The 14,613-nt window shown below is 65.7% G+C and carries 15 protein-coding genes and 2 tRNA genes; 8 read left to right on the top strand and 9 right to left on the bottom strand.

What is annotated here, in order from left to right; genetic code table 11:
• Positions 1-3 precede the first annotated feature (3 nt).
• Complete coding sequence (locus ACWJI3_RS08955; protein ID WP_480203485.1) at positions 4-1,077, top strand: glycosyltransferase family 2 protein; 1,074 nt, start codon at positions 4-6, stop codon at positions 1,075-1,077.
• Positions 1,047-1,574 (top strand): glycosyl-4,4'-diaponeurosporenoate acyltransferase CrtO family protein, encoded by a 528-nt coding sequence (locus tag ACWJI3_RS08960; protein ID WP_094510196.1) that lies wholly within the window; start codon positions 1,047-1,049, stop codon positions 1,572-1,574. Before ACWJI3_RS08955 ends, ACWJI3_RS08960 begins: the two co-directional genes overlap by 31 nt.
• A gap of 462 nt (positions 1,575-2,036) precedes the next feature.
• Here ACWJI3_RS08960 and ACWJI3_RS08965 read toward each other — a convergent pair whose 3' ends face one another.
• Positions 2,037-2,759 (bottom strand): SpoIIAA family protein, encoded by a 723-nt coding sequence (locus tag ACWJI3_RS08965; protein ID WP_480203486.1) that lies wholly within the window; start codon positions 2,757-2,759, stop codon positions 2,037-2,039.
• A gap of 266 nt (positions 2,760-3,025) precedes the next feature.
• Positions 3,026-3,436 (bottom strand): VOC family protein, encoded by a 411-nt coding sequence (locus tag ACWJI3_RS08970; RefSeq protein ID WP_480203487.1) that lies wholly within the window; start codon positions 3,434-3,436, stop codon positions 3,026-3,028.
• 103 nt (positions 3,437-3,539) lie between these two features.
• On the opposite strand from ACWJI3_RS08970, the gene ACWJI3_RS08975 reads away from it, so the two are divergent.
• The 3 genes from ACWJI3_RS08975 to ACWJI3_RS08985 all read left to right on the top strand — a co-directional run bounded on the left by ACWJI3_RS08975 (position 3,540) and on the right by ACWJI3_RS08985 (position 4,851).
• The gene (locus ACWJI3_RS08975; RefSeq protein WP_480203488.1) at positions 3,540-4,193 is read left to right on the top strand and encodes a class I SAM-dependent methyltransferase; all 654 of its coding nucleotides are present in this window, start codon (positions 3,540-3,542) and stop codon (positions 4,191-4,193) included.
• 16 nt (positions 4,194-4,209) lie between these two features.
• Positions 4,210-4,677: a DUF1643 domain-containing protein gene (locus tag ACWJI3_RS08980; protein ID WP_480203489.1), complete on the top strand. Its 468-nt coding sequence runs from the start codon at positions 4,210-4,212 to the stop codon at positions 4,675-4,677.
• Positions 4,678-4,766: 89 nt separating this feature from the next.
• Positions 4,767-4,851 (top strand) — tRNA-Ser (locus ACWJI3_RS08985).
• A gap of 49 nt (positions 4,852-4,900) precedes the next feature.
• Here ACWJI3_RS08985 and ACWJI3_RS08990 read toward each other — a convergent pair.
• A complete protein-coding gene (locus ACWJI3_RS08990) occupies positions 4,901-5,125 on the bottom strand; it encodes a hypothetical protein (protein ID WP_094510193.1) in 225 nt (74 codons plus the stop codon).
• A gap of 248 nt (positions 5,126-5,373) precedes the next feature.
• Between ACWJI3_RS08990 and ACWJI3_RS08995 the strand changes: the two genes are divergently transcribed.
• From ACWJI3_RS08995 to ACWJI3_RS09005, 3 genes are all read left to right on the top strand, one after another.
• Positions 5,374-6,333: an orange carotenoid-binding protein gene (locus tag ACWJI3_RS08995; RefSeq protein ID WP_094510192.1), complete on the top strand. Its 960-nt coding sequence runs from the start codon at positions 5,374-5,376 to the stop codon at positions 6,331-6,333.
• A gap of 441 nt (positions 6,334-6,774) precedes the next feature.
• Entirely contained in the window at positions 6,775-7,638 is an 864-nt protein-coding gene (locus tag ACWJI3_RS09000) for a fatty acid desaturase (protein WP_480203490.1), read from the top strand.
• Positions 7,639-7,747: 109 nt separating this feature from the next.
• Positions 7,748-8,068 carry a hypothetical protein gene (locus tag ACWJI3_RS09005; RefSeq protein ID WP_255099888.1) on the top strand — a complete coding sequence of 107 codons (321 nt, stop codon included), beginning with the start codon at positions 7,748-7,750 and terminating at the stop codon, positions 8,066-8,068.
• 40 nt (positions 8,069-8,108) lie between these two features.
• On the opposite strand, the gene ACWJI3_RS09010 is transcribed toward ACWJI3_RS09005, so the two are convergent.
• The 6 genes from ACWJI3_RS09010 to glyQ form a co-directional block, all read right to left on the bottom strand.
• Complete coding sequence (locus ACWJI3_RS09010) at positions 8,109-8,423, bottom strand: YciI family protein (RefSeq protein ID WP_480203491.1); 315 nt, start codon at positions 8,421-8,423, stop codon at positions 8,109-8,111.
• A gap of 1 nt (position 8,424) precedes the next feature.
• On the bottom strand, positions 8,425-10,698 hold the full coding sequence (locus tag ACWJI3_RS09015; protein ID WP_480203492.1) for an EAL domain-containing protein: 2,274 nt from the start codon (positions 10,696-10,698) through the stop codon (positions 8,425-8,427).
• Between the two features lie 405 nt (positions 10,699-11,103).
• Positions 11,104-11,188 (bottom strand) — tRNA-Ser (locus tag ACWJI3_RS09020).
• A gap of 129 nt (positions 11,189-11,317) precedes the next feature.
• A complete protein-coding gene (locus tag ACWJI3_RS09025) occupies positions 11,318-13,402 on the bottom strand; it encodes a ComEC/Rec2 family competence protein (protein ID WP_480203589.1) in 2,085 nt (694 codons plus the stop codon).
• A gap of 66 nt (positions 13,403-13,468) precedes the next feature.
• Entirely contained in the window at positions 13,469-13,651 is a 183-nt protein-coding gene (locus tag ACWJI3_RS09030) for a hypothetical protein (RefSeq protein ID WP_480203493.1), read from the bottom strand.
• Positions 13,652-13,654: 3 nt separating this feature from the next.
• Positions 13,655-14,569, bottom strand: a complete 915-nt coding sequence (gene glyQ / locus ACWJI3_RS09035; protein ID WP_094510417.1) for a glycine--tRNA ligase subunit alpha — start codon at positions 14,567-14,569, stop codon at positions 13,655-13,657.
• Between the last annotated feature and the right edge of the window lie 44 nt (positions 14,570-14,613).

Below are 14,613 nucleotides of genomic sequence, written 5' to 3' on the forward strand. Positions count from 1 at the left end.
CTGGTGGCGATTTCTCTTGTGGTGCGCTGGTTGCTGGGCTGGGCCCTCTGCCAGCGGCTCACGCGGCTTCCCGAGCGCCGGCTGCAGGGCGAGCAGACGATTTCCGTGCTGATCCCCGCCCGGGACGAGGAGCGAACCCTGCCCAACCTGCTGCCAGCCCTGCAGGCTCAGACCCTCAAGGGGTTGGAGGTGATTGTGGTCGACGATCACTCCAGCGATCGCACGGCAGCCATCGCCCGGTCCGCCGGTGTGAAGGTGATGCAACCGCCGCCGCTGGCCGAGGGCTGGTGCGGCAAGACCTGGGCCCTGCACCATGGCGTGCGCGCCAGCACGGGCGAGATCCTGGTGTTCCTCGACGCCGACACCGAGCCGCGGCCCGAGTTCCTGGAGCGGCTCCTGGCCACCCGTCAGGCTCTGGGCGGGCTGGTGTCGGTGCAACCGTTCCACCGCACCGAAAAGCCCTACGAACAGCTGTCGATGCTGTTCAACCTGGTGGGGTTGATGGCGGTGCCGATGGGGCCGGGGTGCGGGGTGGCGTTCGGTCCGGCGATGGCCACCAGCCGGGCCGACTACGACCGGGTCGGCGGCCATGAGGCGGTGGCAGGCAAGGTGGTCGAAGACTGGTTCATGGGCCATCTCTACGAAAAGGCCGGGCTGCCGGTGAGCGCCTACATCGGCGATGGGCTGATCGAATACCGCATGTACCCCGGCGGCCTCCACGACATGGTGGTGGGCTTCGCCAAGAACTTCGCCACCGCCGCCGGTGAGGTGCGCTGGCTGTGGATGCTGGCGGTGTTGCTGTGGCTGTCCGGTCTGTTCTGGGCGGCCTGGTGCCTGCCGGCGGCCTTGCTGGGCTGGCCGATGGTGGGGGATGCCTCCCTGGCACCCAACCTGGTGCTCTACCTGGCGTTCGCCCTGCAGCTGCTGGTGATCACCCGGCGGGTGGGTGATTTCGGCTGGATCTGCCTGATCTTTCCGCTGCCGGTGCTGTTCTTCCTGGCGGTGTTCCTTTTGGCCATTCTGAATCTTGAGCGCGGCACGATCGAATGGAAAGGCAGGCGTTTTCCAACGCGCTAGCGGCCCTCGCCTGTGCGTTGGGCTGGTTGCTGTGGTCGCTGCTGATCGGCTGGCTCGCTCAGCGGCTGCCGCTGGCGGCCCTTGAGCGGGACACCTGGCTCACCGCTCGGCGACCCTGGCCGGAAACGACCCAGGGCTACGAGCGCCGGCTGGGAATCCGGCGCTGGAAATCCCTGCTGCCCGATGCCGGCGACGCCTTGCCGGGTGGAGTGCGCAAAAACACCCTGGTACGGCGGGATGCCGCCACCCTGCAACGGCTGGTGGCGGAAACCCGGCGCGCCGAGCTGGTGCACCTGGCGCTCTGGCCCTTCTGGCTGCTCACGGCCCTGTGGTTGCCGCCGCTGGGTGCGTGGATCAGCCTCGGCTTCGCCACCCTGTTCAACCTGCCCTGCCTGTGGCTGCAGCGCTACAACCGCCTGAGGCTGGAGCCCGTGCTGCGGTCCCTGCGGCGGCAGCACACAGCGGACGGCTGCAGGGGCAACGGCGAGGAAGCCTGAAGTGGCACTGGCCTGGGGTGGTGCACAGCCATGAGAAAGCCCGATGGCAAGGCCACCGGGCTTCGCTCCTCTGGGGTGTGACGATCAGGCCAGGGTCAAGGACAGGCGTGATCTCAACACGGGTGAGTGAGATGAACCAAGGGCGAATCAATCGATTCGCAAAAGATGAAGTTGTGGGACGGAGTTGCTGCCGCTGGCACCTGGGGCCATGGTGATCAACGGAATGGCTTCATCCATACCCATGGGCACCTGAAACGATGCATTGGGTGGCTGCAAAGAGCAACCATAAAGCCACAATGTCCTGCGAGACTGTTGGAGCAGGGTCCGAAACGTCAGCGCACTCCTGATTGATGTTCAGGGGGAGTATCTGCCAAATGGTGCCTCCGAATCCCAACAAATGAATCATGGAACGGTGGGCCGAAACCGTCCATCGCTCTGTACATCTGTTCATGCTTGCGCCGGTCACTGCCGGATCCACACCTCCGCCAAGGCGGCATCCGTGGAAGCGAAGAAGCGGGTTTCGGCGGTGATGAAGCGGGAGGTGGCCTTTTCGGCCAGCTTCTGCCACACCTTGTTGCCCACCAGGGCCACACGCCGGATCGCCCGGTGATGGTCGCGGATCAGCCCCAGGTGGCGGCTCAGCGCCGCCAGCCCAGCCCAGCCGTCAAAGGCGCTCAACTCGAGCAGCAGCCGCACGCCGTCGAGGCCGGCGAAAGCCGCCGCGATCTCCTCCTCAGCGTGGGCGTAGGCACCGGCATCCAGCGAGCCGATCAACCGCACCGTCACCACATCGGCGTCACGGGACACCTGAATGAGGCCGAGGGCCTCGCTCAGCCAGCGGCGCGCCTCCTCAGACTCGGCATTGCCGAACACCCGCACGGGGTAGGGCAGGGCCACGGCGATGGCCGGCAGGCCGTGCCGCATCCAGGCCACATCGGTGACCACAGCCAGCCGCTCAAAGCCGTCCCAGTGCCGCAATCCCTCTTTGGTGTCTTCCCAGGCGGCCCCCAGGCTGAAGCCTTGAAAATCGTCTCCGAGGCAGGCCAGCGCCTTGATGCGGTCGTGCTCCTCCAGTGCTCGATCCAACGCCGGAGTGAGCACAAGATTGTAATCATCGGCCGTGATCTTTCCTCTGAACTGAAAACCAAGTGTGCCTTCCGGCAGATCATCGATGGTTTCAATCATGGGGCCTACAGCCAGGAAGATCCATGGCAACCGTAGCCATCGCTCAGCAAACGGCCCACGCACCGAGCCGCAACACACGCCTGCAGCGAAAGCGCTGCAGATTGCAACAACCAAGGGAAGGCGCTGCTCAAGCGGGGATGGCGCTGCTGAGTGATGGCGCACGCGCTTGGGAAGCGCATTTGGTACAACAGCGCCGTGGCCAATCAGGGCACGTTGCAGGAACGGACGTGCTGATTCTCTGTTGCTTCAGAGGCTGAAGATCGAGCTCAGCATGTGCCTCCTTGCACCAGCAGCAGAAACGGGTTGCCCTCTGGATCGACCATCCAGGCTTCCGCTCCGAACGGCTCCAGCCGCGCCGGCTCCAGTTCAGCGGCCCCCCGGGCCAGCAGCTGCAGCCGCCAGTCGTGCAGCACCTGCAGGGCTGGCTGTGCTCCGGCCGCCCGTGTCGCGCAGATCCCCAGCCGGCCGTGCTGCCGCGGCCTGGGCCGCCGTGACGACGGGGCGTAGATCTCCAGCCGGCCGCCGGAGGGCAGCGGCAGGCACCAGTGCCGCGCGCTCAGCCCCGGCTGGGGTGTGCTGTCGAGCAACAGCCCATAGAAACCGGCGAGCTGCTTGGGATCGTCAGCCGCCAGCACCAGCGAATTCTCGATCGGGCCCGCTTGGGAACTGGAAGTCACCGGATTGTGAGCAACACACCGCCGCCAGGATGGCGTGGCCGCTCGCGGCAGGAAGGCGCCGCTGCCAGGCTGCGCCAGCCATTCACAGCAGGCGGACATCGCCATGGTTCAGCAGGTGTTGAGCGCAGCCCAGCGGGCGAAGCTCGATGGCTCCGACGACGCCTTGTTCTATGCGGAGCCCCGTTTCGTTCAGCATCTCGATGCCAGCTTCCGCAGCAGGCTCACGGCGCTCTACCGCGAGCGCATTCCCCCTTGCGCGGTGGTGCTGGATCTGATGAGCAGCTGGGTGAGCCACCTGCCCGAAGGCCTCACCTACGACGAGGTGATCGGCCATGGCCTCAATGCCCGGGAGCTGGAAGCGAATCCCCGGCTGGATCGTCACTGGGTGCAGAACCTCAACCGCGACCAGGTGCTGCCCCTGGCCGATGCCAGCGTGGATGCGGTGCTGATCGTGGCCGGTTGGCAATATCTGCAGCAGCCGGAAGCGATTGCCGCCGAGTTGCTGCGGGTGATGCGTCCGGCCGGGCAGGTGATCGTGGCCTTCTCGAACCGGATGTTCTTCCAGAAGGCCCCCCAGGTGTGGACCGACGGCAGCGACCGGGACCACCTGGAGATCGTGGCCCGGGTGCTGGCCGCCCAGAGCTGGACGGTGGAAGCGGTGATCGCCGAAGACACCCCTGCCCAGGGGCCGCTGGGCTGGCTGGGCGGCAAGGGAGATCCCTTTTTTGCGGTGATCGGCCGCAAGGCCAGCCTCTGAAGGGCGGCCGGCGGTGATGCAGCGCTGGGCCGTGTTCAGTCCGTGCCGGAGCTACCGGTATGCGCTCGGGCGCCGCTGGTCGGCCGCGCCGGTGGTGCTCATCGTGGGCCTCAACCCCAGCAGCGCCGATGGTCACAGCGACGATCCCACGGTGCGGCGCTGTGTGGCCTTCGCGCGCAGCTGGGGCTATGGGGGGCTAAGGCTTGGCAACCTGTTCGCCTTTCGCGCCACCGATCCCCGCAGCATGCTGACGGCCACCGATCCGGTGGGTCCCGCCAACGACCGCTGGCTGCAGCAGCAAGCCGAAGGCGCCGCTCTGGTGGTGGCGGCCTGGGGCGTGAAGGGCCGCTTTGCCAGTCGTGATCAGGCTGTCCGCAGCCTGCTGCCGGCGTTGCACTGCCTCCGGCTCAGCCGCCAGGGCTGCCCCATGCATCCGCTCTATCTGCCCGCCCAGCTGCGGCCACTGCCCTGGCCAGGCCGTTGAGTGGTGCAAGGCAGGTGGTGGACTCAACCGGCCGGCGGGGCGGGGGCAGGGCGGGCATGAGAAAATCTGACCACCCCCGCGGGGCACCTGGAGAGGTGGTCGAGTGGTTGATGGCTCTGGTCTTGAAAACCAGCGAGGCGAAAGCCTCCGTGGGTTCGAATCCCACCCTCTCCGTTTCCAAAAGCTCCTGGCCTGGCGCCGGTCCCCGCCGGTCGTGCCCGGCTCAGCGCCGCCGGCCCGTGGCCATCACGCCCAGCCCCGCCAGGCTGAGCAGCCCGCCAGCGGCCAGAAAGGCGAGCGTCTGCAGAAGCAGCAACAGCACGCCGAGGGCAGAAAAGAAACGGATCTGGATGCGCGCCTTGATCAACAGGGTGAGCAACAGCAGCACCGTGGCCTTGAGGCTCAGCACGGCAGCACCCCTGAGCGGGCAGAAGGGGTTGGGAAGCATCGCCGAACCACGGATTGTTCCAACTCTGGACGAACCCAGCCCACAAACGCGAGCGCAGATCTGCCCAGCGGTGGAGCCTGGGGGTGCGAAGCGGCGTGTCGCGCGCGGGGCCACAGGCGTCGCCAACACGGAGCAGGCCTCAGGCGCGGCGTCGGCTCACACCCCTTGCGCCGCAGCTGTTTGGGAGGAAAAAGGGAGAGCGAGGAAGACTGTTACGATAGTCACAATCCCTGCAGCGAAGGATTCCCATGGCCATCACGCTTGAAGACGCTCGCGGCATTTTTCCAACAACGCTTTCAGCGGATGTCGTGCCAGCCACGATTGCGCGCTTCAACCAACTGAGCGCTGAAGATCAGCTCGCTCTGATCTGGTACGCCTATCTGGAAATGGGAAAAACAATCACCATTGCGGCTCCCGGCGCCGCTCGGATGCAGTTCGCCGAGCCCACCCTCAACCAGATCCGTCAACTCAGCTTCCAGGATCAGTCGCAGGTGATGTGCGATCTGGCCAACCGCGTGGATACTCCGATCTCCCGCACCTATTCGATCTGGTCGCCGAACATCAAGCTTGGCTTCTGGTATCGCCTCGGCGAATGGATGGAGCAGGGCACCGTGGCCCCGATTCCCCAGGGGTATCAGCTGTCGGCGAACGCCGCCGCCATCCTCAATGCCATCAAGGGTCTGGAAGGCGGTCAGCAGATCACCGTGCTGCGCAACGCCGTGGTCGATATGGGCTTCGACCCGAACAAGATCGAAGATGCCGAGCGGATCGCCGAGCCGGTGGTGCCCCCCACCGAGCCCGCCCAGCGCAGCGAAGTGAGCATCAAGGGAGTGAGCAACACCACCGTGCTCTCCTACATGAACCTGCTCAATGCCAACGATTTCGACGCGTTGATTGAGCTGTTCCTTCCCGACGGTGCTCTTCAGCCCCCCTTCCAAAGGCCCATCGTGGGCAAGGCAGCTGTGCTGCGCTTCTTCAAGGAAGATTGCCAGAACCTCAAGCTGCTGCCTGAGCAAGGCGTCACTGAGCCCGCTGCCGATGGTTACACCCAGATCAAGGTGACGGGTCGGGTGCAGACCCCCTGGTTCGGCGCCGGCGTGGGTATGAACGTGGCCTGGCGCTTCCTGATCGATCCTCAGGGGAAAATCTTCTTCGTGGCGATCGATCTGCTGGCCTCCCCCAAAGAGCTGCTCAATTTCATCCGCTGAGCCCGTCGCGGAGCACTCCGCCTGATACCACCGAACAGCCTCCTGGGCCCTGCCCGGAGGCTGTTCATCGGTGCATCGGTCCTTGATCAGGCCAGAAACAGCCTCGGTCCACGCTGCCAAGCCTGCGCTCTCTGAAATGCCCCTGGCTACACCACGGGGGCTGAAGCTTTCAGGCCGGTGCCTTTCCAAGGTGGCCATCACCGCCGCCATGGAACTGCCTCCAAGCAGAGGGGTGGTGGTACAAACGCACGTGCCGTGTTGAACGCGCTGCAGCTTCCATCCGGAAGCACCTGAGAGCAGCTGCTGCTCCAAAGCGGCCGCCGCACCAACGGACAGGCCAACCGGCTTGTCACATCACACCATCAAGCCTCATCGCAACGGCGCGCTGGCCTCACAACAACCAGCGAGGATCCTCAAGTGCGCTTGTTTCGGCCGATCGTCATGGGAACCGATGCCTCGGTTTCGGTCCCGCCGTCCATGGGCGCCGAGCAGCGGTCGTGGGTGGGGCTCGCCCTGGCGGCACTGATCGTGGTCGCCTGGCTGGCCAGCCTCTTGCTGCTGCTGCAGGTAGATCTCACTGCCCTGCTGGCCACGGGCCGCCACACTCCAGCCCAGGAGCTGGCACACTGGCGCCTGCCGCACACCTGGATCGCGGCGGCTGGGGTGGGCACCGAGATTCTGGTGCGCACCTTTCTGCAGACCGGGCTGTTCATCGTCGCCCACGACGCCATGCACGGCAGCCTGATACCGGCGCGCCCACGCTTGAACCACCGCCTGGGCCGTTTGGCGCTGACGCTCTACGCCTGCCTTCCCTACGGCGACTGCCTCAGGAAGCACCGCCAGCATCACCAGGCTCCCGGGAGCCCAGGCGATCCCGACTTCCACGACGGTATCCGTTCCCATCCTGTCAGTTGGTACCTGCACTTCATGCGGGGATACCTTTCAATGCCCCAGATTGTCAGCCTGGCGGCTGCCTGGATCTGTACTGCAGCAGTGATGCCATCAGCAGCTCCAGCAATTCAACTCAATATCGTTGTGTTCTGGGTCGTGCCATTGGTGCTCAGTTCCGTGCAGTTGTTTGTGTTCGGCACCTATCTTCCTCACCGCCACGGCCAGGCGGGTGATGGTCTCACTCACAGGGTGGAAAGCCTGCAGCTGCCTGCATTGATCTCCCTGGTGAGTTGTTATCACTTCGGCTTTCACTGGGAGCATCATCAACATCCAGAGGCTGCCTGGTACGAGCTGCCTCGCCTGCATCGCAGATACTGGTCGCACAACGGTCACCCACGGCTACAGGGTGAGTAATTTTACCTAGCACCTACGAGCAAAGTAGCCTCCGCCGAGTGCCTCTCAGTCGGATTTTTGATGTGTTAGGGTCTCAATAACACAAAGTCAATTCTGAAGAAAGGTGGAAGTGAGCCACTCCGGCTGGACGCCCGAGGAAAAAGAAGCAGCCCAGAAAGCAGTGGAGTTGGCCTATCAACGCGAAGTGGCTGCGTTGATCGCCACTCTCCAGAATCGCGTGGAGCAGGCAGCCAGTCCCAACGACGTGTGGAGCTTGCATGATTTTCTGAGTGCTAAACGTCACGAGATGGATGGCAAGTTTGACCTCAGAGATTCCTCCCTTATCTTCATGTTTGCCACCCTCGTGAAAGATGGGCTTCTCCATGTGGGTGAACTTGAAGGCATCGAGAAAGAAAAGCTCGTGAAGATCTCCGCCTTGGCCCGATTCTGAGCCCCTATGGCGACAGAGCCTGGCCTGGTTCCGGCAGCGGTCAGCTGAATCCGGGATCCCCGGCGGCCCCCAGAGCTCCAGCCACCACATGCCACTCGTGCAGGATCCAGCTCACGCTGCCGGCCTGAATGAGTGGATCGCTTCGCACGATGGCTTCCGCTTCCTCCCAGCTACCCGCCTGGAACAGCAACATGCCTCCTGCCCCAGGTTGGCCTTTGCACTCCTGCCAATAGCCGGTGCTGGGGCAGTGGCCACGGACCTTCAGTTCCCGCACCCAGGCGAGATGCGCCTGAAGGTGCTGGTCGAAATGGCGGCGATCCACCGTGCCCTCTTCCAGCTTCACAAACCAGCGCATGTCAACTCTGTGGTGGTGAGGCGAACAGGTAGCCCTGAAAATGGGTGACACCTTTCTGCCGCCAGTGGCTGAGCTGGCTCTGCGTTTCGATTCCTTCCATGATCACGCGGGTGGGATAGCCCACCTCAAAACTCAGCAGAAACTCCACCATGGCATTCACGCGCCGGTCGCAGGTGAGCCGGGCATAGTGCAGGTCCACCTTGATGAAGTCGGCCGGGTAGCGGAACAGATAGGAGAGGGCGGCATAGCCACAACCGAAGTCGTCGATCGCCACCCGCACCCCCAAGCGGCGGAGGCGGCAGAAGAAATCCAGCCACACAGACTCCTCACCCAACAACGCCGTTTCCGTGATTTCCATCACGATGGTCTGACGGACTGGGGCAGGGGCGGCCTCAAGGATGTCGAGGATTCCGTTGCGGTGCAGCTCCGATTGGATAGTGAGCGCAGAAAGGTTGGTAGCGATCAGCGGCAAAGGCTGAGCCTCCGGCCCTGACATACGCACCAGCCCCACCTCACCACGCTGCCGAGATTCAACGGGCAACTGGCACTCTCCCGTCAGGGGCACATCCTTGACAGCTTCAGCGCTGAAGGAGAGGGCCTTGCGCAACATGGAGCGATCGATCAGATGAATGGCCGACGTTCGCTCCAGCGAACGAATCAAATCCTGGAGCGGCACATCGGGGTGCTGATTCCTGGAGGGCGAGAAAAGCATTTCGCGATAGGCAATGCGCTGCTGATTGCCATCAAAAAGAATCACATTCTCCAACCTGTAATGGTGGTCAATGAAACTCTCTGCCAACTGCACAACTTTAAAATCCTGGCTGCTCTGGTATCGCAGCAAAGCGGGCTGCTCAGCAGCATCCGCATCCAGGAAAGCTGGCGGAAAGTGATGCTTCATCTGTCGATTCATGGAAATGAGATCCAGAATCTGTTCTGCGATGCGATCAGGCTTCAGCCACGTCAGGTTGGAATTCACATCCGCCCGGATGACCGCGTGGACGTTGTCGGTCGCCCGATCGATGATGGCCTGCACCTGCGCCACCAGCTCCTCCCGGGTGGCTGCCAGGTGGCGGTCCAGCGCTTCCGGCAGCGGCACCACCGCCACCAGGGCGAGCTCCTGGCTCCTGCACAGCAGCGCTGCCGGAAATGCGACGCTGAACCCTTCTTCCAGCAGCACCAGGGTGCGGTTCAGTGCCTCCAGACCGCTGGGCACAGAGCCGTCGAAGGCGCGAATCAGAGGGGAGAGCACCACCAGCAGGGGCAGGGGGTGGGCTTTCACCAGCGCGGGCAGCAGGGGCAGGGCATCGGCAAGATCCGAGCTGGGCTGCAGGGCGTGCGGCAGGCCCTTCGGCCGCGCGACACGGAAGGCACGCGGGGCTGTGAGCAGCCCCCGCCGCGTGCCGTGGGAGCTGCGGCGCAGGGATCTCAGACGCAACAGACCCACCACACCGAGCCCGAGGCAGAGGGTGAACCAGGGGACGAGCACATCCAGCCCATAGCCCACCAGCAACTGCCTCCAGGGGACGGTCTGTTGGAGGCGCCACGGCGCGGAGGACGGCTCAAGATCGCTGATCGGAAACACTGGGGCAGAGGAGATACGCAGCCCCTCAACCCCGGAGCCCAGCAGTGGCACCGCGTCGACCGCGACGGAAAGGTTGTCGCGGATCTTGCCGAAGGCGCCGCGAAGGTTCGGGTCGTCATCGTTGACCATCACCTGTCCGAAGTGGAAGAACCAGCCCTTTGGCGAGTTCTGCGCGCCTTGATCGAGCACACCCGCAACTGCTCCGATCGCAAACACGTGAGCATCCAGACAGATCCAGCCATAGGCGGTGGCAGGCTCAAAGCGACGGAGCGCGATCACCCTGCTGAGCTTCTGGGCAACGCACCGCTGCAACTCCTGACGGGCCGCCGGACCCATGGCCTCTCCCCTGGGGCCTGACAACGAATCGAACAGGATCCGGCCATCCGCATCGGCGATCAGCATGTTCTGGCCGCCTTGGAGAATCTCTGAACCGGCCAGCCTTTCCTTCAGGGCATCCGCCGGACCACCAGCAACAGCGGCGTTGATCTGATCGTTTCGGCCCCATTCCTTGGCCATGAGCTTGTGCCATTGCACGCGCAACTGCAACAGATTGCTTTCCGCATGCCAACTGCGTTGCGCCTGCTGTGCCTGGCCATCCATGAAAAGGATGGTGGACACCACCAACACACAGGCGCCGGTGGCAACAAGCCCGAAGGCATCGGTAGTGATCGTGCGCGAATCCTCAACGGACAATCCCGACCAGCCCTTGCTGATGCTGCCCAGGACATTGCCCAGAACGGTGTGCGCTCTGCTCAGGCTTCGAGGCACAGAGAGGAACAAGCGCTCCGCTGTGTGATGGGTTCAATTGTGCCCGAGAAACGTCCCAAAGCAAGCCAGAAGCCGTGGTTCTCCTGAATGAGAAAAAGCTAAACGCGGCACGCAAGCCTGCAGGCTTTCAGGTGCGAGGACGTTCAGGCAGAGGTGCACGTTCTGGGTGCCTCATCACCATGCAGCAGCAGGGAAGATCAGGATTCGACCATGAGGCGAGACAACGCCATCGTGCCATGCACAAGTGAGAATCATTAGTCCCGCGCGCTACGCATTGACCCCGCTTGATGCCGCCGGGGAGGCATGGCAACCCTGAGCCGAGGGATAGAACGGAGAGGGTGGGATTCGAACCCACGGAAGGTTTCCCTTCAAACGATTTCGAGTCGTTCGCTTTCGACCACTCAGCCACCTCTCCAGGTGGTTCCAGGGAACCGATGGCCCTCCCCATGCCAACGAAGGCGCCGGAAGAGGCAGGGATCCAGGGAATGCAGAGCTGCCACTCCGGTGGGAGCCGCGGTCTGCATCGACCCAGCTTACGAAGCGGTCAGCCGGCAGCCCCAGCGAGGAAACCACTGGAACCGCTGGCCCTCCAGCCCGCCGGTGGGGACGGCCAGGCACCGCTCACCCAGCGCCTGGCTGTCCCCACCACCTCCAGGGCCTGTCGTTCAGCGTGCTGTGGCGCAAACCCAAGCCAGAGGCCGGCCAGATGAGGCGGCAGCGCTGGATGGCCCTCCGCCAACTGCTGCTGCCAGGCCCACACCGATTGGCGGTCGGGCAGCAGCAACCAGGGGTGGCGGCCCACCGTGAGCACATGGGCGGCGCTGCTGGCGGTGAGCGGCGCCAGACGCAACCCGCGGCTCTCCAGCCGCTGCCCGGGTTGCAGCGAGGTACTGCCGTCCCCGGCATCCAGCACCAGGGCACTCAGCCCCCGCCAGCAATCCCGATCCGCTGTGGCCACCGGATCCAGCAGCTGGATCCAGTCGAAGCGCTGCACCCCCAGGCCCACCGCCAGCCGGGCGGCGCTGGCGCAGCTCATCCCATCGGCGCGGCTGCTGAGCAGGGCGGCCCGGCCCTGATGGCGCGCGATCAGCAGATCGCCGCCCCATTGGTGCACCACCAGCAGCTGATCCCCCGCCAGCGCCGCCAGGTGCACGCCCATGGTGAGCGCCATGGCGCCCAGGCCCAGCGGGCGGGCCCAGCCCCGCAGCCGCCGCCCCAGTGCTGGCACCAACCAGGGCAGCAGCCCCAGCGTGAACAGGGCCACCAGCAGCGGCTGGGACCGTCCCACCTGCCACTGCGCCATCGGCAGGGCGGCGAAGGCCTGGGCCAGCCAGAGCAGCAGGGCCGTGAGCTGCCCGAGGGGCCAGGCGAACAGCGGCAGCAGCGGCGGCACCGTGACGGCCACCACGGCCGCCGCCATCGACCCGAGCGTGAGCGGGGTGAGCAGCGGCGCCACCGCCAGGTTGGCGGGCACGGCCCAGAGCGGCACCGTGCCGAAATGCAGCAGCTGCAGCGGCAGGGTCCAGAGCGAGGCGGCCAGTGGTACTGCCACCCCTGCAGCGGCCCAGCCCGGCAGGCGATGAGCCAGGGCCTGCTCCAGATCCCGGGCCGTGAGCATCAGGCCGGCGCAGGCGGCCACCGACAGCTGGAAGCCGATATCGAGCAACCAGCCGGGCTGGGCCAGCAGCATCAGCAGCACCGAGGCCAACAGGACACCCAGCGGGCGGCTGCGCTGGCCGCTCTCCAGCACGGCAAAGGCCACGGCCCCCATCAGCACCGCCCGCACCACCGAGGGCTGGGGGCCGGCCAGCAGCAGGAACAGCAGCATGGCGCCGGCCGCCAGCAGGCAACGGGGCAGGCGCGGCAGCCGCCGGCCCACGGCCATCACCGCGCCCAGCAGCACCGTGAGGTGAAAGCCGGAGGCTGCCAGCGCATGCGAAAGCCCCGCCACGCGGAACGACTCCCGCACCGCGGCCGGTAAGGGCACCACGGCGCTGCCCAGCACCAGGGCGGCCTGCACCCCACCCCGTTCCGGGCCGTCCTGCTTCAACAGCGCGGCGGCCATGCGCCGACGCAGATCCGCGGCCGGGGTGGCCGGACGGGCGAGCACCCGCACCGCATCGGGGCTGGCCGCCACCGTGAGCCGGCTCCACACTCCCTGCCGGGCAAGGCGCTCAGCGCCACTGCCCAGCAGGGGGTGGGCCGGTGGGGCGGGGCGGCTGAGCACCCCACGGACGCTCACCCGCCAGCCTTCCTGCAAGGGCAGGCAGGAGGGCAGACGCAGCTCGGTGTTCCCGCCGGCGCTGGCCAGCATGACGCTGCAGCCGCCCCCCTCTCCCCTGGCGCGGGGGTCGGCCAGCAGGCGTCCGCTCAGTTCGGCCGGACGTGACAGCTCAGTCCCCAGCAGCCGCACCGGATCGGCCGGGCCTGGCTGGGGCAGACGCAGCTGCACCCAGAGCATCAGCAGGGGCAGCAGCGCCAGCACCAGCAGCCGGGTGTGCAGCGCGGCGCCCTGCCGCGCCAGCCACCACCAGGCCACCGCGGCCAGAGGGATCGCGCCCAGCCAGCCGTGCGACCAGAAGCCGAGCGCCAGTGCCGCCAGGGCCACGCTCACCACCACGAAGGGCATGCGGGCCACTCCTGATCACCTGTGTGCGCTCAGGGTTCCCCGCTTTGGCCTGGTTGCGGCGGGGCTTCAGAAGCTGGGCAGCCGCTGGATCAGATCGCAGACCTGCTCACTCGGCATCGTCTGGCCCAGCAGGGGCGCCACCAGGGCGGCCACCGGCCGCAGCCGGCAGGGCCAGATCGCCCGTTCGGTGAGCCGGCCGGCCTGGAAGCTGCCGGCCAGCAGCACCACCACCAGCAACGTGCGCTGCAAGGCTCAGCGCGAGGCGGTGCCAGCCGCCGCGGGCAGGGGCGGCGCCGCCGATCCGGCCAGCAAGGGGAAGCCCAGAGCCTCCCGTTCCTCCAGCCAGGCCTGGGCCACCTGGCGAGCCAGGTGGCGGATGCGGCCGATCGTGGCAGTGCGTTCCGTGACCGAGATCACGCCGCGGGCCTCCAGCAGGTTGAAGGTGTGGCTGCACTTGAGCACGAAGTCGAGGGCTGGGGCCGGCAGTTTGCGGGCCACCAGATCCGTGGCTTCAGCCTCGTAGAGCGCGAACAGCTGCTGCAGCCGCTCGGGGTTGGAGGCCTCGAAGTTGTAAGCGCACTGGCCCTTCTCGAACGGCAGCCAGATCTCGCCGTAGGAGCGCTGCTCGTTCCAGCGCAGCTCCCAGATGCTCTCCACATCCTGGAGATACATGGCGAGCCGCTCAAGGCCGTAGGTGATCTCGATCGAGACCGGCCGGCAATCGAGGCCGCCGCACTGCTGGAAGTAGGTGAACTGGGTCACCTCCATGCCGTCGAGCCACACCTCCCAGCCCACGCCCCAGGCGCCGAGGGTGGGCGATTCCCAGTTGTCCTCCACGAAGCGGATGTCGTGGTCAGCGGCGCGGATGCCGAGCGCTTCGAGCGAAGCCAGATAGGTTTCCTGGATGCCGTCCGGTGACGGCTTGATCAGCACCTGGTACTGGAAGTAGTGCTGGGCCCGGTTGGGGTTGTCACCGTAGCGGCCGTCGGTGGGGCGGCGGCAGGGCTCGGGGTAGGCCACGGCCCAGGGCTCCGGCCCGATCGCCCGCAGCACCGTGTGGGGGCTCATCGTGCCGGCGCCCTTCTCGGTGTCATAGGGCTGCAGCAGCAGACATCCCTGCGCCGCCCAGAACTGGTTCAGGGTGGAGATGATGTCCTGAAAAAGCATGGCCGGGTTCTGGGGTGCGGGGCGAAGCGTGAAGAGGCGCGGGC

Source organism: Marcopretia estuarina LEGE 06307 (assembly GCF_056633115.1).